The organism is Moraxella marmotae (genome assembly GCF_042219885.1).
GTDB classification, from domain to species: Bacteria; Pseudomonadota; Gammaproteobacteria; order Pseudomonadales; family Moraxellaceae; genus Moraxella; species Moraxella marmotae.
Window position 1 is genome coordinate 1,782,924 of the sequence record NZ_JBHJHR010000002.1, and the last position, 22,426, is coordinate 1,805,349.

At 44.6% G+C, this 22,426-nt stretch carries 17 protein-coding genes; 12 read left to right on the plus strand and 5 right to left on the minus strand.

Annotated features, from left to right (window positions below):
• Positions 1 to 12 precede the first annotated feature (12 nt).
• From ACFBZI_RS08220 to leuB, 3 genes are all read left to right on the plus strand, one after another.
• Positions 13 to 501: a HEPN domain-containing protein gene (locus ACFBZI_RS08220; protein ID WP_375715844.1), complete on the plus strand. Its 489-nt coding sequence runs from the start codon at positions 13 to 15 to the stop codon at positions 499 to 501.
• Positions 502 to 587: 86 nt separating this feature from the next.
• Positions 588 to 1,238 (plus strand): 3-isopropylmalate dehydratase small subunit, encoded by a 651-nt coding sequence (gene leuD, locus ACFBZI_RS08225; RefSeq protein ID WP_375715845.1) that lies wholly within the window; start codon positions 588 to 590, stop codon positions 1,236 to 1,238.
• A gap of 57 nt (positions 1,239 to 1,295) precedes the next feature.
• Positions 1,296 to 2,366 (plus strand): 3-isopropylmalate dehydrogenase, encoded by a 1,071-nt coding sequence (gene leuB / locus ACFBZI_RS08230; protein ID WP_375715846.1) that lies wholly within the window; start codon positions 1,296 to 1,298, stop codon positions 2,364 to 2,366.
• A gap of 117 nt (positions 2,367 to 2,483) precedes the next feature.
• Here leuB and ACFBZI_RS08235 read toward each other — a convergent pair whose 3' ends face one another.
• Genes ACFBZI_RS08235 through ACFBZI_RS08245 form a run of 3 tightly spaced genes read right to left on the minus strand, consistent with a single transcriptional unit; the run spans position 2,484 to position 4,475 of the window.
• The gene (locus ACFBZI_RS08235; RefSeq protein ID WP_375715847.1) at positions 2,484 to 3,248 is read right to left on the minus strand and encodes an ABC transporter permease; all 765 of its coding nucleotides are present in this window, start codon (positions 3,246 to 3,248) and stop codon (positions 2,484 to 2,486) included.
• The gene (locus ACFBZI_RS08240; RefSeq protein WP_375715848.1) at positions 3,248 to 4,012 is read right to left on the minus strand and encodes an ABC transporter ATP-binding protein; all 765 of its coding nucleotides are present in this window, start codon (positions 4,010 to 4,012) and stop codon (positions 3,248 to 3,250) included. Before ACFBZI_RS08240 ends, ACFBZI_RS08235 begins: the two co-directional genes overlap by 1 nt.
• Positions 4,005 to 4,475 (minus strand): thioesterase family protein, encoded by a 471-nt coding sequence (locus ACFBZI_RS08245; RefSeq protein WP_375715849.1) that lies wholly within the window; start codon positions 4,473 to 4,475, stop codon positions 4,005 to 4,007. Before ACFBZI_RS08245 ends, ACFBZI_RS08240 begins: the two co-directional genes overlap by 8 nt.
• 380 nt (positions 4,476 to 4,855) lie before the next feature.
• Between ACFBZI_RS08245 and xthA the strand changes: the two genes are divergently transcribed.
• Both xthA and argJ read left to right on the plus strand, forming a co-directional pair.
• The gene (xthA, locus tag ACFBZI_RS08250; RefSeq protein ID WP_375715850.1) at positions 4,856 to 5,674 is read left to right on the plus strand and encodes an exodeoxyribonuclease III; all 819 of its coding nucleotides are present in this window, start codon (positions 4,856 to 4,858) and stop codon (positions 5,672 to 5,674) included.
• Positions 5,675 to 5,786: 112 nt separating this feature from the next.
• A complete protein-coding gene (gene argJ, locus ACFBZI_RS08255) occupies positions 5,787 to 7,004 on the plus strand; it encodes a bifunctional glutamate N-acetyltransferase/amino-acid acetyltransferase ArgJ (RefSeq protein ID WP_375715851.1) in 1,218 nt (405 codons plus the stop codon).
• A 185-nt stretch (positions 7,005 to 7,189) separates the two neighbouring features.
• On the opposite strand, the gene ACFBZI_RS08260 is transcribed toward argJ, so the two are convergent.
• A complete protein-coding gene (locus ACFBZI_RS08260; protein ID WP_375715852.1) occupies positions 7,190 to 7,765 on the minus strand; it encodes an isochorismatase family protein in 576 nt (191 codons plus the stop codon).
• Between the two features lie 351 nt (positions 7,766 to 8,116).
• Between ACFBZI_RS08260 and lysS the strand changes: the two genes are divergently transcribed.
• From lysS to ACFBZI_RS08295, 7 genes are all read left to right on the plus strand, one after another.
• Complete coding sequence (gene lysS / locus ACFBZI_RS08265) at positions 8,117 to 9,643, plus strand: lysine--tRNA ligase (RefSeq protein ID WP_375715853.1); 1,527 nt, start codon at positions 8,117 to 8,119, stop codon at positions 9,641 to 9,643.
• A gap of 3 nt (positions 9,644 to 9,646) precedes the next feature.
• A complete protein-coding gene (gene dnaX, locus ACFBZI_RS08270; RefSeq protein WP_375716341.1) occupies positions 9,647 to 12,016 on the plus strand; it encodes a DNA polymerase III subunit gamma/tau in 2,370 nt (789 codons plus the stop codon).
• A 451-nt stretch (positions 12,017 to 12,467) separates the two neighbouring features.
• Positions 12,468 to 13,337: a LysR family transcriptional regulator gene (locus tag ACFBZI_RS08275; RefSeq protein ID WP_375715854.1), complete on the plus strand. Its 870-nt coding sequence runs from the start codon at positions 12,468 to 12,470 to the stop codon at positions 13,335 to 13,337.
• A 252-nt stretch (positions 13,338 to 13,589) separates the two neighbouring features.
• Positions 13,590 to 16,049, plus strand: a complete 2,460-nt coding sequence (locus tag ACFBZI_RS08280) for a hypothetical protein (protein ID WP_375715855.1) — start codon at positions 13,590 to 13,592, stop codon at positions 16,047 to 16,049.
• Between the two features lie 90 nt (positions 16,050 to 16,139).
• Positions 16,140 to 17,990 carry a hypothetical protein gene (locus ACFBZI_RS08285; protein WP_375715856.1) on the plus strand — a complete coding sequence of 617 codons (1,851 nt, stop codon included), beginning with the start codon at positions 16,140 to 16,142 and terminating at the stop codon, positions 17,988 to 17,990.
• Positions 17,991 to 18,232: 242 nt separating this feature from the next.
• On the plus strand, positions 18,233 to 19,630 hold the full coding sequence (locus ACFBZI_RS08290; protein WP_375715857.1) for a Na+/H+ antiporter NhaC family protein: 1,398 nt from the start codon (positions 18,233 to 18,235) through the stop codon (positions 19,628 to 19,630).
• A 259-nt stretch (positions 19,631 to 19,889) separates the two neighbouring features.
• The gene (locus tag ACFBZI_RS08295; protein WP_375715858.1) at positions 19,890 to 21,008 is read left to right on the plus strand and encodes a D-alanyl-D-alanine carboxypeptidase family protein; all 1,119 of its coding nucleotides are present in this window, start codon (positions 19,890 to 19,892) and stop codon (positions 21,006 to 21,008) included.
• A gap of 266 nt (positions 21,009 to 21,274) precedes the next feature.
• On the opposite strand, the gene secF is transcribed toward ACFBZI_RS08295, so the two are convergent.
• Positions 21,275 to 22,417 (minus strand): protein translocase subunit SecF, encoded by a 1,143-nt coding sequence (gene secF, locus ACFBZI_RS08300; RefSeq protein ID WP_375715859.1) that lies wholly within the window; start codon positions 22,415 to 22,417, stop codon positions 21,275 to 21,277.
• Between the last annotated feature and the right edge of the window lie 9 nt (positions 22,418 to 22,426).

A 22,426-nucleotide genomic window follows, 5' to 3' on the forward strand; every position in this document is an offset into this window, starting at 1 on the left:
ATTTTGAAAAAAATGAATGGTGCTGCTATGCAAATTGGTAAATTTATACATAATGTTAATCTTGCCGAAGAATATCAGAATTTATCAGAAGTAGATGAGTTGTCAGCTGATATTTTAGCCAGTCACAAAAGATTTGAACAGGCTTGCTATTTTTTATTACAAGCAATGGAAAAATCCTTAAGGGCAAAAATTTTTACAAAGATTAACCCAAATCATGGGTATTTTAGAGAGATTAATCGCTCACATTCTATAGAAGATGCTATTAGACTGTTTACCGACATTGTTTCAGGTGGTGAGGAGATTAAGAAAATGCAAATTAACAAACAGTTAGATGACTATGTTATCAAAGGTTCTAATTACAATTTTTTGCATAATAATTTAAGATATCCGAATTTTTCCAATAAGTATAAAAATTTTTCAAAGTTGGCTGTTAAGAAAAACGATTTTGATGAATTAAAAAGACGCTTAAATTGGCTAAGGGTTTTTTTAAAAGATTATTAATTAAATATTTAATTTTAGATTAATTTTTTTTTGCAGCATTGATTAATTCGCCATTCAAATTAAGAAGCTTAATTAAAGGAAAAGCTATGAAAAAATACACCACCGAAAAAGGCATTGTCGCCCCTTTGGATCGTGCCAATGTTGATACCGATTTGATTATCCCTAAGCAGTTTTTAAAGTCCATCAAACGCACAGGCTTTGGCGATAATTTGTTTGACGAATTGCGTTATTTGGACGAAGGCTATCTGGGTCAAGACATCGCCAAACGCCCAAAAAATCCTGATTTTGTCTTAAATCAAGACCGCTATCAAGGTTCAACCATTTTGTTGGCTCGCAGTAACTTTGGCTGTGGCTCTAGCCGTGAACACGCACCTTGGGCGTTGAACGAATACGGTTTTCGCACGGTGATTGCTCCAAGTTTTGCTGATATTTTCTTTAATAACAGCTTTAAAAATGGTATGCTACCAGTGATTTTATCCGAAGAAATCGTTGAGCAATTATTCCAAGAATGCTTTGCCAACGAAGGCTATCAGCTGACGGTGGATTTACAAAATCAAAAAGTCATCACTCCAAGTGGTCAAGAATTTGCCTTCGAAGTTGATGCGTTTCGCAAGCATTGCTTATTAAACGGCTTGGACGATATTGGCTTGACGCTACAAAATAGCGATGAAATCCGTGCCTTTGAAGAAAAAGCCAAAGCTGAGCGTCCTTGGGTGTTTAAAGAGCTTAACGCTTAATTTTGGTAAGATGAATTTTGATTGATTTATTGGTTTAAATAAAAATTAGGATTGATTATGACCAAACACATTGCAATTTTAAAAGGCGATGGCATCGGCCCTGAAATCATCGCTCAAGCAGTAAAAGTGCTTGATAAGCTGATTGAGCAGGGCTTAGATGTCAAATACGACTATGCACCATTGGGCGGTGCTGCTTATGATGAGTACGGCAGTCCGTATCCAGAGTTTACCCAAAATCTTTGCCGTAAGGCAGATGCGGTGCTGCTGGGTGCAGTTGGTGGCCCACAATATGACACGCTGGAACGCTCAGTGCGTCCTGAGCGTGGACTGCTTGCCATTCGCCGTGATTTGAATTTATTTGCCAATTTACGCCCTGCGATTTTGTACAAAGAGCTTGCCAATGCGTCCACGCTAAAGCCTGAAGTGGTAGCAGGACTGGATATTTTGATTGTGCGTGAGCTGACAGGCGATATTTATTTTGGTGAACCAAGGGGCATTCGCACCCTAGATAATGGCGAGCGTGAAGGCTTTAACACCATGAAATACAGCGAGTCGGAGATTCGCCGTATCGCCAAGGTGTCCTTTGAAGCCGCCCAAAAGCGTGGCAAAAAACTGTGCAGTGTGGATAAGGCAAATGTGCTAGAAACCACCGAACTTTGGAAAGAGATTTTTAACGAAGTTGCCAAAGACTATCCAGATGTTGAGCTGTCGCATATGTATGTGGACAATGCTGCCATGCAGCTGGTGCGAGCACCCAAGCAGTTTGATGTGATCGCCACAGGTAATATTTTTGGTGATATTTTGTCCGACCAAGCCAGTATGCTGACAGGCTCAATTGGTATGTTGCCATCAGCAAGTCTTGACGAAAACGGCAAGGGTCTGTACGAGCCAAGCCATGGCTCTGCCCCTGATATTGCAGGACAGGACAAAGCAAACCCACTGGCAACCATTTTGTCATTGGCGATGCTGCTGCGTTATAGCCTAGGCGATGAAAGCCGTGCTGCTCAAGTTGAAAATGCCGTACAAAAAGTGCTGGAGCAAGGCTATCGCACAGGTGATATTTACGAAGATGGCACGCAGCTACTGTCGTGCAGTGCGATGGGTGATGCGGTTTTGGCGGCATTATAATTTGACTAAAGCAGGATAATTTTTACATAAAACCACCCTTGTCTTTTGGGTGGTTTTATTATATTTTTAATAAATTTTTAAAAAATTTAAAAATCAGCACCAAAAGCCATCAAACAGCTAAATCACAAGCCGCATTTGTTTATCAAAAAATCGGCGAATGACCAACAAAGCCGACAAGGTGCATGAGATGGCACTGCCCGCACAAATCAAAAACATGGTGATGATTTGATAACGAACCGCTTGTGTGGGGTCAGCACCTGCCAAAATTTGCCCAGTCATCATACCAGGCAGGCTCACCAAACCAACGACCATCATTGAGTTAATCGTCGGCATCATGCCGGCATTGATGGCGGTGATGATGGTACGATGGCAGGCTTCATAAGGCGTGGCGGATAAAGTGAGCAAGGTGCGTATTTGCCCTTGCTGCTCGTGCAGATGGTCAATCAATCGCCCTGTGGTTAGCGAAATGGCGGTCAAAGAATTGCCCAAAACCAAGCCCAAAATGGGAATGATGTACTGCGGCGAATACCACGGTTTGATTTGTAAAATCAACAGCATGGCGACCAGCGTTACGCCAAAAGTCGCCAATGACAGTGCCAATAAAGTGTCGGTCAGTAGCCCACGATAGGGTTTTTTGATGCGGTTTTTGGCAGCGATGGCAGCGATAAGCGTCATAATGCTCAAAATGCTCAGCACTTCATACCACGCTTCTCGTGCAAAAATCCATGCCAAAATCAAACCAATCAGGCTTAGCTGAACCATGGTACGCACCGCCGCCATCAGTAGCGTTTTGGTTAGCCCAAGTTTAAGATATTGTGAGATAAAAATGGCAATTAGCACCAAACTTGCCGATATGCCCACATCAACCAAACTCAATATCATCAGACTATTTCCTTAAAATTTATGGCATCTATGGTGTCCGTACTATTTGTGGTGAGCTTGCCTGCGTGCATCGTCCAGCATTTGGCGGATAATTGATACCGCTCGTCAGGGTGATGGCTAACCCAAATGATGGCTCGATGGGGCGCATCACTTACCCAGTGGTTAATGCAGTCAATCAAGGCTTGAGCGGTTTTTGTGTCCAGTGCGGCGGTCGGCTCGTCCAGTAGCAAAACATTGGGCTGCAATTGCAAAGTCCGCAAAAAATGCACCAATTGCCGCTCGCCACCAGACAGCGTATGAATCTCTTGCTTGATAAAATCGGCATCTTTGCCAAACGCTGTCAGTTGGGCGATGTGCCACGCTTGACAAAAGGATTTGGCTTTGTGCTGTACAAAGCGATAAGGCAGGGCAAGATTGTCCAGCACCGTGCCATCAATCATTACAGGCGTTTGGGTCAATAACGCCACTTTCTCACGCCACAAGGGAGCAGGGGTATCGGACTGTGTCAGTGGCTTGAGCGGTAAGTGCAGGCAAATTTGCCCCTGATAGGCGATTTGCCCAGCCAAAGCCGACAGCAGCACCGATTTGCCAGCACCAGATTGTCCCATCAGCACCACTTTATCGCCAGTGTTTAATTTGCCTGATGCTGCGTGTAGCAGTTGTTTTGGCATGGCAGATTGGCGGTGAGCGGTGTCGGTATGCTGAGGATTATTTTGATAAAAACTAAGATTATCAAAACTTAACAAATTGGTCAAATCAGTCATGATTGGCTTGGCTGTTTAGGCGATTAACAAAAGATGTCGGCAGGCGATAAGGGCGGATTTTTTGTCCATCATTTTGTACGCATGCCAAGGTGATTTTGGCGGTGGTGGCGGCTTTGGGCTGACCTGCTCGGTAAATGCTTTGGTGCAAAATCAAACTGGCAGGGCGAATGACAATGTCATCAATACAGACGGACAAAACATCATCAACAAACAGTGGGCTGTGATACGCCAAATCGGCATGGCTCACCACAAAATGCACCGCCTTATTATAGCCGTTCGTTGTCGGCTCTGTGTCGTCATTGATCAAGTCAAAAAAATAGCCGTCATAGCCTAGACTTGTGAGCCAATCACGCCGACAATGCTCAAAAAACACCAAATGATTGGCATGATATACGATGCCGCCAGCGTCCGTGTGATTGATATAGACTTTATAAGTGTTGCAAAATTTTGCCCCAATATCCATAATTACCGCCTTGCTGTTTGCTCAATTTGTTAAGTTATTCATAACAGTATATCATTGTACACCGTTTTTTGGGTGCTGGCTAGGCATCTTTAGGCAGGGATTGGACAAATTTTCACCACGACATTGTTGCTAAGATATTTTCACCACGATATTGCCATCATGGTATTTTTCCAAGATGCATTTGTCAATGCGCCATTGCCAAGATGTTTGCACCATAAGTGTTGCCAATTTTACCCAATCGCATTTTTATACCAAAAAGCACCAAAATCAAAATAAAATGGCATTAAATTACCAAAATTGTCCAAAAAATTGTTAAAATAACCAATTAACTTATTTGTATCTTTATATTATCCATATCATTCATAATAATAAGGAAAAATATGACCACTTTTGTCAGTTTTAATATCAATGGCTTGCGTGCTCGTCCGCATCAGTTGGCGGCGGTGCGTGATATTTTGGCGGCAGATGTGATTGGCCTACAAGAAACCAAAGTGCATGATGAAGCCTTCCCTATTGAGATGGTGCAAAGTCTGGGCTATCATGTGGAATTTTTTGGACAAAAATCGCATTATGGCGTGGCTTTGGTATCAAAAACCGCCCCAATTTTTGTTCAAAAGGGCTTTCCTTTTGCCGATGCTGATGCTCAACGCCGCCTAATCCATGCACGCTATGAGTTTGGTGGGCAGCAGATTGATGTGATTAATGGCTATTTTCCGCAAGGCGAAAACCGCAGCCATGAAACCAAATTTCCGATGAAGCAGGCGTTTTATGCCGATTTGAACCGCTATATCAAGCAGCTACAAGCCGAAGGTCGGCAACTGATTGTGATGGGTGATATGAACATTTCGCCCCAAGACAGCGATGTGGGCATCGGCGATGTCAATGCCAAACGCTGGCTTGCCAAGGGCGTGTGTTCGTTTTTGCCTGAGGAGCGTGAATGGTATCAGTCCTTGTTGGCGACAGGCCTAAGCGACACTTATCGCCTGTTTTATCCAGAGGCGGCAGATGAATTTAGCTGGTTTGATTATCGTTCACGAGGCTTTGAGGATACGCCCAAGCGTGGACTTCGCATTGACCACATTCTTTGTACAGATACGCTAAAAGACAGCTGCGTGGCAGCAGGCATCAGCTATGAGATTCGTGGCATGGATAAGCCGTCTGACCATGCACCGATTTGGGCAAAATTCCAATTATCGTGAGATTTTTTTTTAAATTTGCTCATTAAATTGTCAAAATTTATTTATCAAAATGATAAATTTTTAGGCACAAATTAAACCACACAAACCACCCAACCAACCCAAGGAGCAGATGATGGCAGTCGGTGATATTAGCATTCCTAAGACAATCTATCCCATTGATGGGGTAAAAATGGGCATCGCCCAAGCACAGGTGCGTTATGCCAATCGCCGAGATTTGACGGTATTTGCCATCGATCAAGGGGCGAGCGTCGCTGTCGTTACCACCCAAAATCAATTTTGTGCTGCCCCTGTGCAAGTGTTACGCCAGCACATCGCCGAGCAGACGCCAGCGTATCTTTTGATTAATACTGGCAATGCCAATGCCGCCACAGGCAGCGATGGCTATCAGCGAGCTTTGGCGACTTGTCAGGCTTTGGCGGATAAAGCAGGCGTTACCACCCAAGCGGTTTTGCCGTACTCAACAGGTGTGATTGGTGAGACCTTGCCCAGTGATAAAATCATCGCAGGGCTAGATGCGGCGATGGCGGATTTGTCAGCGGATAATTGGCTGTTTGCTGCTCATGCCATCTGCACCACCGACACCATTCCAAAACTTGCCAGTACCAGAGTGGCAGCCGATGGCATCACTTATCATATCACAGGCATCTCAAAAGGGGCAGGCATGATTCGCCCAAATATGGCGACGATGCTTGGCTTTGTGGCGACAGATGCCAATATCGCTCCAGATTTATTGCAAACCATGCTAAAGCAGTTGACCGATGCGTCATTTAATCGCATCACCATTGATGGCGATACTTCAACCAACGACTGTTGCACCTTGATTGCCACTGCCAAGGTTGGCGAGTTGATTGACAGTGAAAATCACCCACATTATCAAAGTATTTATCAAGCCTTACAAGCGGTGTTTGTGCGTTTGGCGACCTTGATTGTCCGTGATGGCGAAGGGGCAAGCAAGTTTATCACCGTCAAAGTTACTGGCGGCAAAACCACCCAAGAATGTGCCGATGTCGCTTATAGTGTGGCACATTCGCCTTTGGTTAAGACGGCATTTTTTGCTGCCGACCCAAATTGGGGGCGGATTTTGGCGGCAGTGGGTAAAGCTGGCGTCGATCTGGATCAAAGTTTGGTCAATGTCGCTTTGGACGAAGTGGCGATTTGTCAGCGTGGCGGTCTGGCGGCAGGCTATACCGAAGCTGTCGGAGCGGCAGTGATGCAACGCCCAGAAATCACGGTACACATCGAGCTGGGTCGTGGCGACGCCAGCGATACGGTTTATACTTGTGATCTGTCTTATGAGTATGTCAAAATCAATGCTGACTATCGCTCTTAATGGCGGTTTTTTGATAGTTTTTGGCGGATTTGTCTTTTGTAAAATCATATATCAATGGATAAATGCTTTAATTGATACAGATTGATATTTAACCTAAATTAAAACCTAAATTAAAAACGGCTGATAAGTATCAATACCAGCCGTTTTTTATAAATTTTGGGTATTATGCCTAACTGTTGATGATTTTATTTGATTAATTTGGAAATGCTCTTAAAGGCAGGATCGTCCGCCGTCCGTAGTAGCTCAAATAAGACGGCTTCAGTGGTTGTAACCGCCGCACCAGCTCGACGCATTCGCCGAATGGCTTGTTTTTTGTCATAAGGGCTGCGACTGCCCACCGCATCAGCGACAATCACTGGCTGCATGCCATTATCCAGCAAATCCAATGCCGTCTGCAGTACACAAACATGGGTCTCGATACCAAAAAGCAGCACGATGCGGCGGTTTTGGCGGACGATATTTGCCCAAGATGGCGGATTGTCGCAGACGCTAAAGCTCTTTTTCTCAAAACTGGTGCGGTTGCTCTCATCAAGCAGCTCATACAAGGGAGCAATGGTTTCGCCCAGACCTTTTTTGTACTGCTCGTTAAGCATAATCGGCACGCCAAGAATTTGTAGACCTTGGATTAATATTGCCATTTTTTGGCGGATATTTTCATGCTCAAAAATGTGCGGCATTAATTTTTCTTGCACATCAATCATCAACGCTTGAGTATCTTCACGCAAAATGCGATAAGGCACCGAAAAAGTTTTTGTCGTCATTTCAAACTCCTTTTTGATGGATTTGCCCAAATACCAATCCGTCAAAGGTTGAGCGGATATTAAGTGATCATTGGGCGGATAAAAGCACAGGCTTTATGTCATCATAGCAGGTTTTTGGCTGATTGCCAATTTTTATGCGGCTTGTTTGCGGTTTTGTTTACTGCTTTGTTCGGTATTTTGTGGCAGATGGCGGCAAATTTGCGATAAATTTATCATAAATTCATGCCAAATTGATGGCAAATTGCCAAAATATTAATGATAGATTTTTGATAATCTGCTACAATATGGCAGATTTTTATTTTTTTTAATTTTTCGTTTTAATGACAAATTTAATGGTAAATTGGAACTGCTATGAGTGAACAAAACCAAGCCCCAACTGGTGCAGATGCGACAATTTCTGAAAATGATCTGATCGCTCAACGCCACGCCAAACTAGAAATACTACAACAAAAGGCCGCAGAGCAAGGCAAAACCGCTTATCCAAACACTTTTAAGCGTGAAGATTATTGTGGCGATTTGCAAGCACGATTTGACGGCGTGGATAAAGCGACCATCGAAAGCGGCGAGCAGGTACACGCCAAAGTAGCAGGGCGTGTGATGCTAAACCGTGGCTCATTCATCGTTATCCAAGACATGACTGGGCGGATTCAACTGTATGTGGACAGAAAAGGCTTGCCAGCGGAGAAACTTGAGTTGATCAAATCTTTGGATTTGGGCGACATCGTGGCAGCAACTGGCTATATTGGCCGTTCAGGCAAGGGCGATTTGTACATTCATTTGCAAGATTTTGATTTATTGACCAAATCGCTACGCCCATTGCCTGACAAATTCCACGGACTAAGCGACACTGAAGTCCGCTATCGTCAGCGTTATCTGGACTTGATTGTCAATGAAGAAACTCGCAAGACTTTTGAGATTCGTGCCAAGGTGATTTCAGGCATTCGTGAGTACTTGGTCGGTGAGCGTTTTATGGAAGTGGAAACGCCGATGATGCATGTGATTCCCGGTGGGGCATCAGCACGCCCATTTGAGACGCACCATAATGCCTTGGATATGCCGCTGTTTTTACGCATCGCCCCTGAATTGTACCTAAAGCGTCTGGTTGTCGGCGGCTTTGAGCGTGTGTTTGAGATTAACCGTAACTTCCGTAACGAAGGGGTTTCAACTCGCCACAATCCAGAATTTACCATGATTGAGTTTTATCAAGCCTATGCTGATTATACCGATTTGATGGCATTGACCGAAAAAATGCTTGAAAAATTGGCAGTGGATATTCTAGGCTCAACCGATGTGCCTTATCAAGGCGAAGTATTCAGCTTTAAAGGCCCATTTAAGAAAATCAGCATGTTTGATGCCATTTTGGAGCACAATCCAGAATTTACCGCCGACAATGTCAATGACCGTGAATTTTTGGCAAAGTTTGTCCAAGAAGTGCTAAAAGAAGAAGTCAAGCCGTCATTTGGCTTGGGCAAATTACAAACCATCGTCTTTGAAGAAACGGTTGAAACCAAACTTCGTCAGCCGACTTTTATTACCGAATATCCAGCTGAAACTTCACCGCTGGCACGCCGCAATGACAGCAATCCGCACATTACTGACCGTTTTGAGATGTTCATCGGTGGTCGTGAGCTTGCCAATGGCTTTAGCGAGCTGAATGACCCTATTGATCAGGCAGAGCGGTTTAAGGCACAAGTTGCCGAAAAAGACGCTGGCGATGATGAAGCCATGCACTACGATGCGGACTTTATCGAAGCCTTGGAATACGGCTTGCCACCAACGGCAGGGCAAGGTATCGGCATTGACCGCTTGGTGATGCTGTTTGCTGATGCTGCCAGTATCCGTGATGTGATTTTGTTCCCACATATGCGTCATAAATAAATGATGGACAAACAATATCAAGTCTTAGCCCGAAAATATCGCCCCAAAAACTTCCATGAGCTTTTGGGGCAAACCCATGTTTGGCACGCACTGGCAAATGCGGTGGACACAGGCAGGCTGCATCACGCCTATTTGTTCACTGGTACTCGTGGCGTCGGTAAGACGACCATTGCCCGTATTCTTGCCAAATGTCTTAACTGCGAAACTGGCGTAACCAGCCAGCCTTGCGGTGTTTGCGATACTTGCGTGAGTATCGACAGTGGGCGGTTTTTGGACTTGATTGAGATTGACGCAGCCAGTCGCACCAAAGTCGAAGATACTCGAGAGCTGCTTGAAAATGTGCCTTATGCCCCTGTGCAGGGCCGCTATAAGGTCTATTTGATTGACGAAGTGCATATGCTATCGACGCACTCTTTTAATGCGTTATTAAAGACGCTTGAAGAGCCGCCTGAGCATGTCAAATTTTTGTTTGCGACCACCGATCCCCAAAAACTGCCCATCACCATCATTTCACGCTGTTTGCAGTTTGTCCTGCGGCCGTTATCCCAAGCCTTGCTTGCCGAGCATTTGGCAAAGGTACTGGGCAGTGAACAGGTGGTATTTGCCAATGAAGCGGTTTGGCAAATCGCCAGTGCTGCCAAAGGTTCGGTGCGTGATGCACTGTCCTTAACCGATCAAGCTATTGCCTTTGGCGGCGGTCAGATACAAGCCGACACCGTCAATGAGATGCTGGGTCTGGTCAATAGCATCAATGTGTTTGAGCTGATTGAAGCGGTCTATCAGGACAATCGCACCGCTGTTGCCAGCCACATTGCCACCATGCGTGCCAAGATGGTTGATGCCACCGCCGTGTTTGATGAGCTGATTGACAGCATTCACCAGATGGCGATGATGCAGGTGCTGCCTGATGTGCCAATGGATATGAACCAAGAGCAAGTACAGCATTTGCAACGCTTGGCGGCGGCAATCAGTGCCGATGCGCTGCAGTTGTATTATGAGATTTTGACCAAAAGCCGTGATAATATCCGCTTTGCCAGCACGCCTATGCAGGCGTTGGAAATGGGGATTTTGCGTCTGTTGGCGTTTCGTCCTTTAACAGGCGAGCAGTGTTGTGCAGACATTGGCATAGATACCAATCATGATAATACTAATGCCAATGCCGAACCGCCCAAGCCAGACGCACAAAATCTGTCCGATGAGCATAACAATCAATCAAACACTGTCAGCGACACCGATACCATCGATGCTGATGCCAAAGATACTGACAATGCCACCACCACCGCAGATAATGCAGCTGCTAAAGATGATGCCTTAGTAAGCATTGACAAAATCAATCATTCAGCATCGGATAATGGTAACGGCAATGAAAATACCTTATACTTACAAAGTGCTGACGATAAGGTAATGGCTAATAACAGTGAGCCAGTCGATCATACTATCGCCACCGCTGATACAGATATTGATGACTTGATGGCAAAAAATGCTGATAATTCTGATAATGCTGCGGACAATCTGCCAAATTTGCTAACAGTGCCAACAGATAGCATCACAGCAGATGTTACTGACACACCGATTTTACCACTGGAATCGTCTGATGGCAGTGATGATAAGCATAATCAGACGAGCGATGATTGTTATGCTATCGATACTACTTCACCGTTAATGACGGACGATTTGACCGATAATGCAGCGTTTAATCAGCAAAAAAACACGGTAGAGCCAATCGATGCTTTGGCGGCCGATGTTGTTGATATGGCTGATGCTGATAATGCCAATCATGCCATTAATAACAACCGTGATAGCAATATTGATGATAACACCAAAAACAGCAACGACAACGCAATTGCCGATAATCACGCCAGCGATAACGCCGAAAATGCCGATAAATCAACGACATTAACCACAGCAATGACTAAGGAAACCATGCTTGAGCGGCTCAATCCGCCCATGTCCGAGATTGTGGGTGAGTGGGACAATGCAAAGTGGGATTATTGGTTGCATTTGGCACGCCAAAGCGAGATTTTTTCTGCCGATGAGCTGGCATTGATGGCAAACGCTGTAATGGTGGGCGATACCGCAGGCGAAAGCTGGCTGCAAGTTGGCGAGCGAAATTCGCAAGTCGAAGTCAGTTTTAACAGTCTGCACCAAAAAATCGCCCAGCATTATCCGCAGATTCGCCTGCATACAGAGCCTGTCTTAGCTCAGGTGGCACTATCGCCTGCCGAGCTTGCCAGACAGCGACAAGCCCAAATTCGTCTAGATGCCCAAAATCAGCTTATCAATAGCCCAGTCTTCCAAAAACTTTGGCAAGCGGGTTATGTGATTAGCGACGGCACGCCAGTACTTGGCAATTCCAAATTGAGCATTGACTAAAGCACTCAGCACTCATCACACACCATTAAAATTGCTTGATTTTATGATTGGCAAAATCAAATATCAAGCATATTTTCTCCATTATTTCAAAATATTAAGCAATTCTTTCTTAAATCTAAATCTGTTAAAAATAATGCAAATATCATTACAATAAGATACATTTTTTTTGAATAATTGGTTGATAATCACATGAATTTGCTTTATAGTTATGTTTCATTATTTAAGAGATTGTCTGTTAAATCATTTTTAACAATGTGGGATTCAATTCTACTGTTTTGGTTAATTTACTATTAACATTTTTGTTATAATTAACCAAAGGATAAAAATGACTGGTCAGTCACGATTTCTTACATAACTGAATGAATTTTTGATTATAATAGTTTGCTTTTTCTAATAAATGCAAGAATTTTTTAATTAATAAATGAAATGAAATTAACTAATAGAGGTAAATATGTTAGATAATTTACGAGGTATGGCGGTATTTGCCAGCGTGGTGCGTCACGGTTCATTCAGTGGTGCTGCCAAAGAACTGGGCATCACAACCAGTGCTGTTAGCCAGCAAATTCGTTCACTAGAGACTGATTTGGGCGTGTCATTGTTGCACCGCTCAACCCGTAAACTTAGCCTGACTGAAGCTGGCGAAAGTCTGTACAATGCAGCATTGCAAATGGTCAAGGCAGCAGAGCAAGGCCGTGATGGTGTCATTCAGCTAAAAGACGAGCTGTCTGGCAGCTTGCGTGTGGCAGCATCTCCAGTGCTTGCCAAAGAATATCTATTGCCAGCATTGTCTGACTGGCTATCAGAGCATGATAACCTATCACTAAATATCATCTCTCGAGATGACTTGGACATGATCGAAGATCGTGTTGATGTGGCATTGCTATTGAGCGAAGCATCACAAGGCATCAGCCTAAAAACCGTCAATCAGCTGTTGGTTGCATCACCAGCGCACATCAAAGAGCATGGCGAAGTTGAAAATCCAAAAGCATTGACTGCTCACTCAGTGATTATTTGCGGTGAAAAACCAACCGAAAACATCGAGTTCAAAGATGCCAATGGCAAGCAAAATGTTCGTGTTAGCTCACGCCTAATCACCAACAACCACGCCATCGCCCTAAACTTGGCAGAGCAAGGTTGCGGTATCCTAAAAACCAACGAAGTGGAAGCTAAGGCATTGCTAGACGCTGGCAAATTGGTGCGTGTGTTGCCAAATTATAACTTGCCAAGCCTAACTTTGAGTGCCAGCACCATCTCAAAAGAGCAAACCCCAATCAAAGCCCAAAAATGCATCGAGATCCTAGAAGCATTTTTTAAAGCATAAGCCACACATAGCATCTGTGTGATTGGCTATGCCAATCGGATAAGGATTGGACAAGACCCTTGCAAAACATTTGCAGGGGTTTTTTGATGGGATTAATTCTTTAAACTTAAAAATTTATGATACAATCACTTTGCAATGGGTTTAAATTGTGCTACATTAGCCACCTGTAATGCGAGTTATTCGTGTTATTCGCTATTGTTTTGGTATTTTTAATTTTATTTCATCTTATTTTGTGGCATTGTTGATTGTCTTATGAAAAGAAAGTTTTCCCCAAAAACACAAGGATATGGCACGCATTGGGCATTAAAAATTGGCTATTTGGCAGTGGCGACTTTGATGCTGCAAGCCTGCCAGACCGTCCATAGTCAAAATACGCACACGGCACAGGCGATTGCCCCAAGTCAGTTGCTATTTTCGGACAATGTGTCCACGCCGTCTAGTATTGCTAAGGCAAATTTATTGGCGGCGATGGGTCAAAATTTGTCGCAAGATCTTTATTCTTTGTCTCGTTATCAATACCGAGTTTTGCCGAGTGTCTCTAGCGATAGCATCGATGTAGGCAGTGATCATCTGTGGACAACAGCACGCAAAATCTACGCCAGCCAAGCCAATCCAAATACTGACGATGCTGGTGGCACTTTGTCCACTGTGTCAGAAGAGATGATTGATCAATGGCTAACCCAAATCAATCAGCAAAAAACTTCGCCATTTTTGCGTTATGACGATCAAAAAGCCAACCGCACGCCTAGTGATTATGTAACTTATGAAGTGGCGTTATCAGAGCCGTATCGGGCAGTTTCGGCAGCGATTGGCGGTTTTGCAGATCAGCAAAGAGAGTGCCTGCTAGATATTTCGATCGGTATTGATGACATTATCCAAGAGCGTCCCACGGCAAGCACAAACGATCAGGACATCAAAGAACGGCTTGGTAAAGTGCATGACTGTATCGATGCCAGCCAAGCACAATTGGCACAGATACAGCCACAAGCACAGGGCTATCAGTTGGGCGATATTGCCAAAATTCGCCAATGTGCCGCCATTTATCAAGAAGATCTTACCCAAGCCTTAAGTGCCAAGCGTAAAAATAAATCACTGACAGGCGATGCTTATTATGGCTATGATATGGCTTGGCAAAATTACACCGCTTGCCGAGATACCTACACACAGCAGGCACTTTGGCTGGATCCCTTAGGCTGGGATTTTCAGGTTATCGATGATAAAAAGCTCGCCACCGTTGGTGATATACAAAAATGCCTAACCACCCAAACCAAGCAAAGAGATGCTTTGCGTCAGCAGGGCATTACGCTTGCCAACAACCCAACGCCAGATATGATGGCTTATCGTGAAGCGACTTACTGCTCGGCGGCAGCATTTAGCAAGCAATATTCAGAGTTTGCAGCACCCAGCATGCCAACAGATAATGCCGAAGCTGATGAGCTAAAAGCTGCTTTTATGGACGCTGCTGGCAAAGTGTTTTATGATGACACTCAAGATGATACAACTTCGGCGGTTGATGGCTGGTTTGCAACTTATAAACGCATCAAAACTGCCGAACAGGCCACTGGTATGGCAAATCAGCAAAGCAGCCAAACTGTACCGTTGCCATTGCCGCTGCCTGACAGTGAATCACAAACTTATGCTTATTCGATGCTTGAGTCGCTGTTTGATGCCGTCCAAAAAACCCCTGAGCAATTAACCGCTCAAAATTTATACAATTATGACAACATGGTGGTAACGGTATTGAGCCACAATCAGCCAAGTCAGCGAAAAATCAATGCGGTTTTTGCGGTTGATAGTCAAGCACCGACCGCCAAAACATCGATACAAATGCCGTTGGTGATGGATTTTAATCAAGAAAATCTACTCATTGACACATCGGCAGCATTGCCACTGTTGGCATTGGCAAGTCCTAAATACGCACCATTGCCCAAAGATACCCCCAGTGGCGTGGTCAAATTCCGCCTGCCTGAGCAATTATCAGGCGTGATTCCGATGCCCATGATTTATGATTCGCTATTAAAGGCGAATTTGGCCAGTTTTGGCGAACTTGATGCCGAAAATTTCACGCCTATGGCAATTGCCAATGATAATTACGCCAAGCAAATCGGTGCAGCACAGGTGATTAAATTAAACCTATCTGCCCAAAATCTTGGCAAAATGATCGGTGTGCTTTCTAAGCACCTTGCCAAGGATCTTAAAGCCTATGTTGATGCTCACCCTGAGCGTTATAGCGACACAGGCGGCGACACTGAAGATAAGATCCAAGATAAGTCATTAAGCCCAGCGGCAATCAAGGCGGTGATTGATGATTGGACGCTGATTAATCAAGGCTATCAAAGTGATGATGTTGGCAGTTTGTTGGCTTTGTTTGAAGCGGTGCAACTGTCAAAATCATCGGGTGCGTTTTATTATTATCTGGATAATCGTGGCAAATTAATCGGTATGCAGTTTGTGCAAGCCACCAAGCAGGCCATCGCCAACACTCGCCTAGAGCTTGCCGCACAGGTTCGCTTTAGTGATAAGCCGTTTAATCATGTTTATAGCGACAAATTGTCTTTGGATTTAGATGCGTCCAAAGCGGCTGATGGCAATGCTTTTATCCAAAAAATCCGCCAAGACAGTCAGCTGCAAGCACTTGCCAAACAAGCACGAGAAGATTATACGCCACCAGCGGACGATTTGGACAATGGCAATTTATCGCCAAATCATTAATGCAATGACAAATTGTCTTAATAACCCTTAACAATCTTAATAATATTAATAAAAACAACTTGATTGGCACAGTTTACAAAGAGTATCTGTATGAAGATGAGTAAAAAACCCCTATATTTGACTTTGGCAATTGCCACGCTTTGTGGCTGTGCCAGCACTGGACATCAGCAGCCAAACCACCCAAACCGCTTAAATCACTCAAGCAACTCCCAAAATGCCAAAGACGCATTGGCATCGGCGGCAGCATCTCAGCTACGCACATCGTTTGGCTATCAGACGGACATTTATGTCTCAAACGCCATTCGTGATGAGCAATTGGCTCACGCCAGCGATGAGCAGCGTCATGCCAGTGCCGATGTGATGAGCCAATGCGAACAGACGCATGACGATGCTTATGTAGCACTTGCCAAAACACTGATAAAACAGGGCGTCCATGCCGAAGCGGTCGCCCAATCTGCCGATTACCAAAAAATTCATCAAGCATATCAAGCCTGTATCACCGCTCGCCAATCGGCATTACAGGCAGGCGTTGAAGATTTTAATATCCAAGAATTTTTGGACAACACCCAAGGCATCGATGCTGCCGAGCAGTTTGATTTATTATACGAAACGCTGCAACAAAAACAGCAAGACGATGCCACCACGCTTGCAGCTGCCATAGCAAATTTTGCTGCCAATCATGACGGCAATCACACGGCACTGGACGCCAAAAAATCCCAACTGATTTACGCATATTTGATTGAACCTGCCAAACTCTCGGTGATTGGCAATTATCAGCCGTTATTGGGCAAATTCACCGCCTTGCCTGCGGTGGATTATCAAGCCAAAAATGTGCAAATTCATCTCAATCAGCCGCTGTATGTGGATTTTAAAAAGGGCATTTTATACCTGTGGGCGGATAATTTTGCCCTAGCTAACAGCAATATATTGGATAAGCAACTGGGCGATAAATGGAAAAATCGCTGGCTGGCGATTGAGCTAAATGATGGCAGTTTGCCAGACGGTTTTGCCAAAGATTTGCTGGGTTTTATTATCGATGCCAAAAAACAAAGTTTTGCCAGCTTGCCAACATCGGCGTTTGGCTGGGTAGATGCCGATGGCGTTTTGTCTGAGCCATTTTTACAAAATCATCTGCCAAAATCGGACATTGAGCGTATCAAAAATACCCATCGCATCATCAAAAGCAGTCCCACTCAGGCCGACAGCGATTATGCACGCCATTTGTTTGCTGATATTTTGTACCAAAATATCGTCGCCAAATACCCTGAATTTATGGGCAATTATCAAGACAATGAGCGTGTCATTAAAGATGGCGAGAACATTATTTATATCATCAATGCCGACGATGCCAGTGATAAAAAAGACCGTGAGCAAGCAGAGCAGCAGTCGGCAGTGCAAGCGGTGGCGGTCAATGATCGCTTGGTGATGAATCTGCTGCTCAATGTGCTACAAAGTATCAGCTACGGTTATTTGTCTGATATGCAAGCCCAAGCAGACGGCTTTGGGGCGGCTGCTGGCAAATATCAAAACCAATCGTACTACGGCATAGACGCTGGGCGGATTGGTTGGACATATCAGCGGCAATATGTGAATAATCCGACTTTGCCAAAAGATGCGTCCGATTTGCGTCAAGCAGAGCCGTTGGTGGTGGATATTTTTACCAATTACACCGCCACACACAAAGATGTCTTTATGCAGCTGCCTGCCGGCAGCCGATTGCCAAATGCCGATAATACGGTGAATTTGGTGGGTTATGGGCGTGAGTTGTTTGAGCGTATCAAGACTGGCAATGACCAATCTGCCAAACGGATTTTGGGTTTGTTTGGTGTTGATGATGAAGATGGCATGGGTGAATTTGATGACATTGATGAATTTGATGAAGAATACACCCCAGATGAGCTTGAGCCAATGGGTGATGATTTGCCAGATTTGCAGAATTGATAAAATTGGCCGATACACCAAAATGGCTTGAGTCAAGATTTGAGCTAAGATTTAAGTTTTGGTCATTTTTTGCTTGCTTGATGATGATTATTAAATCCAGTCCGTTTTGCTATCAATTTGACCATCAATGAAACTGATTTACTTGCAACATTTATCAATTGACAAAATCAATTGCAAATACCAAGAATGCTTACTGAGTGCATAACTGTAAGATTTTCTAATTTGACAAATAAAGGATAATTATGAACGATTCGCAACAAAGTTTATTGGCAATAAAACCTGCTCAAGCGGCCGTCATTGCTTTGGCGATGATTGCCATCATGGGCATCACAATGATCGCATGGGGCTGGGTGCCGCATTTGTCATTGCTGCTGGTGATTGTTAGTTTGTTGGCTTTTGGCTTTATTAAGGGACAAAAATTTGCCGATATGCAAAAACGCATGACCGATGGTGTCAATACGGGCATGGGTGCGATTTATTTGTTCTCGTTCATTGGTCTACTTGTGTCTGCTTTGATGATGTCAGGGGCGATTCCGACTTTGATTTATTATGGCTTTGGCGTTTTGTCGGCAGATGTTTTTTATTTGTCAGCGTTTATTTTGTCATCGGTGGTGGGCATTGCTCTGGGCAGTGGCTTTACCACTTGTGCGACCGTTGGCGTGGCGTTTTTGGGTATGTCGGCGGCATTTGGGGCAAATCCTGCTATTGTCGCTGGTGCGGTTGTTTCTGGGGCGTTGTTTGGTGATAAGATGTCGCCATTGTCCGACACGACCAGTATCGCAGCGTCCATTGTTGGTGTGGATTTGTTTGACCATATCAAAAACATGATGTACACCACTGTGCCAGCGTGGCTGATCAGTGCAGTGTTGTTTTGGTGGTTATCCAATGGCGGCGTTACAGCGGATTTGGCAGACATCACCACGCTAAAAAACCAACTGGTTGATAGTGGTTTGGTGCACGGCTATGCTTTGTTGCCTTTTGTGGTTTTGGTGGCGTTGGCGGTGCTGCGAGTCAATGCCATTTACACCATTTCGGCGACTGTCGTGGCGGCAATTTTGGTTACTTATGTGCATTCTAGCCCAAGTTTGTCGGATTTGGGCGGTTGGTTTTTTGCAGGTTATACACCTGCCGTTGATTTGAACTTGGGCGAAGTTGCCAAAATCATCTCTCGTGGTGGCTTGCAAAGTATGTTTTTTAGCCAGATTTTGGTGATTTTGGCGTTATCATTGGGCGGTTTGTTGCAAGGTTTGGGCATTTTGCCAGCATTGCTTGATGGCATGCGTCATCTATTGACCAAGGCAAGCCGTGGCGTGGCAGCGGCGGCTTTGACATCGCTTGGCATCAATATCTTGGTGGGTGAGCAATATTTAAGCTTACTCATCTCAGGCAATGCCTATTTATCTGAATACAAACGCCTAGGGCTGCATCCGATTAACCTATCTCGCACCATTGAAGATTCTGGGACGGTGATTAATCCTTTGGTACCATGGAGTGTGTACGGCAGCTTTTTGACAGGGACTTTTGCGATGCCTGTGATTGACTATGTGCCGTATGCGTTTTTCTGTTATTTGTGCTTTTTCTTGACTTTGTTGTTTGGCTTTACTGGCTTGACCATCACCAAATTGGACAATGGGCGATAAAAGGGCGTTTGTTGGCGTTGTTAGGTTTTGCTAAATTTTTCTAAGGTTTGCTAAGTTTTTATAAATTGCAGGGCGGTATTACAAAGATAAGCCATTATCAAGACAATCCTTGCCAAAATCACCAGAGCCATTGCCAAGATAATGTTAAATTATCAAACCTTTTATTATCGGCTTGTAACAATTTATGAAAAAAATTGACAAAGCCAACAAACCGCCAAATTTATGGTAAAATAAGACATTACCAAAAAGGGGAGAAAAGATGAAAGTAATCAAACGCACTGGTCAAAATATGGCCGTTTTGTTGGCAGTGATGGCAGGTACGGGCAGCGTACACGCCTTCACCATCGATAATAGCCAGCAGCGTATTACCAATATCCAGCCAGCACAGTTGACGACTGACCAGACGGTCTATGTACAGCCAAGTGCTGAGCTTAAAACCACGACCAATGTCAGCATTCAGGCGGCAACGCCAGCACCGACACCAGCGGCAACTGTCAGCACCCAAGTCAATGTGTACTCTGCACCAGTGGTCAATCCACAGGTGCAGACCACCAACTACGCTGCCAATTCAGCAGCATATAGCAATTCAAATTATGCCAGCAGCTTTGATGAATTGGCATTGACCACACGCTCGGCGGCGGTTTTAGTTTATGATTTGCAAACTGGTAAACCGATTTATACCAAGAACATCAATGCTCAGCGTTCGATTGCTTCGGTCAGTAAAGTGATGACCGCCATGGTAACTTTGGACGCTGATTTGGATATGCGAGAAGAGATTACGCTCATCGCTTCAGACTTGGTTGGTGCCAAGCAAGCCAGCACTCGCCTAAAAGCAGGCGACCGCATGACACGCTCTGAGTTTACCTTGATGGCGTTGATGCGTTCAGAAAACCCCGCTGCCAAGGCGTTGGCTCGTACTTATCCGGGTGGCTATGATGCGTTTATCGCTGCGATGAACCAAAAAGCCCAAGAGCTTGGCATGTATCAGACCAAATTTAGCGATTCATCAGGCTTAGACCCACGCAATATGTCATCGGCCAATGACTTGCTTATCATGATGAAAGCGGTAAACAGCGATCCACGCTATCACAGTATCCGCAACTTCTCAACCGCACCGACTTACGATTTTTATATCACCAATTATAACAGCGGCGACCGTGTCTATAAAGGCAACAACACCAACCGACTGGTGCGTGAAGGCACTTACCCAATTGGCGTACAAAAAACTGGCTATATCCGTGAATCAGGCTACAATGTCGTCATGGAAACCAACATCAACAATCGTCCTGCCATTGTCGTGTTGCTGGGTGCATCGAACAGTGAAAACCGTTGGCGAGATGCCGAAAATATCCTAACAGAATTGGCGTATCGCAAATAAGCGAAAATTACCAACTTTAATCAATATACCAAATACCCCAAAGTTACGATTTTGGGGTGTTTTTCATGATTAAAATTAAAATTATACAAATTAATTTGCCATTAAATGATGGGTTAAAATGTTAAAAATCTTGTCAATTTAATTGAATGGCAAAGGCTATTTCGTTTTAATTGATTTGGATTGATGGGTGATTTGATGGCATAAAATTAATGACATAAAAAATACGCCCAAAAATCATTTTGAGCGTATTGGCTGGTATTATCGGTTCAGTCTTTGCTATTTTGTAGCTCAGGATCAGAAAATACCACAACTTCTTCTTCAAATTCAGGTTTAACTTGTACCACAAAATCTTCACGAGACAAGCCAAGCATCAGCGGAATCGAACTTGCGATATAAACCGATGAATAAGTACCTGCAATCAAGCCGATAAATAACGCCACTGAGAACCAGTACAGACCATCACCACCCAAAAACAGCATGGCAATCACCACCACAAACACCGTTCCCACCGTCATGATGGTACGGCGTAGCGTCTCGGTCAAGGACAAATCCAGCACTTCTACGGGTGTCAGACCACGCACACGGCGGAAGTTTTCACGGATACGGTCATAAACAACGATGGTATCGTTAATCGAATAGCCAATCAGTGCCAACACCGCCGCCAGCACGGTCAAGTCAAACGGCCAGCCCATGACGGCAAAAATCCCAACGACAACAATCACATCGTGAAACAGTGCCAATACCGCACCTAACGCCAGCTTAAACTGGAATCGTGTGCCAACATACAGCAGCATCATGCCCAAAGCCACCGACAACGCCAGCAGTGAGTTTAGGTAAATTTCATTACCCACCTGACTGCCGATGATGCTGATGCTATCGACCGTTGATGCATTATCAGGGAAGTCCAAAGCCTTATCCAAAGCGGCGGTTAGATTCTCTGCCGAGCCTTCTTGGGGTGGTAGGCGAAGTAGCAGCTCTTGGCGTGTGCCTAGGTACTGCACGACGGCGTCAGGATAGCCATGATCTGCCAAGGCTTGCACGACTTGCACTTGCTCGACAGGCTTTTCATAAGCAACATTGGCAGACACACCGCCTGTAAAGTCCAAACCAAAATTTAGCCCCTTGACAATCACCGCCACAATGCCTGCCAAAATCAGCAATGCCGATATTATCATCATCGGCTTTTCGATTTTCATAAATGGAATGATGCGTTGATTGGCAATTAGCTTAACGCCGCCTGCTTTTTCGGCAGCTTCATCGCCTTGCTCAGCTATCAGGCTTTGGTCGGCAAGGGCATTTTGGTTGGTGATGGCATTTGCCCCCTTGCCGTCACGGCGTGGTGTGCGGCGACGGCGTGGCACTTGGTTAGCACCAGTGTTTGGGTCGATTGGGTTATTTTCATTACTCATCTTTGACTC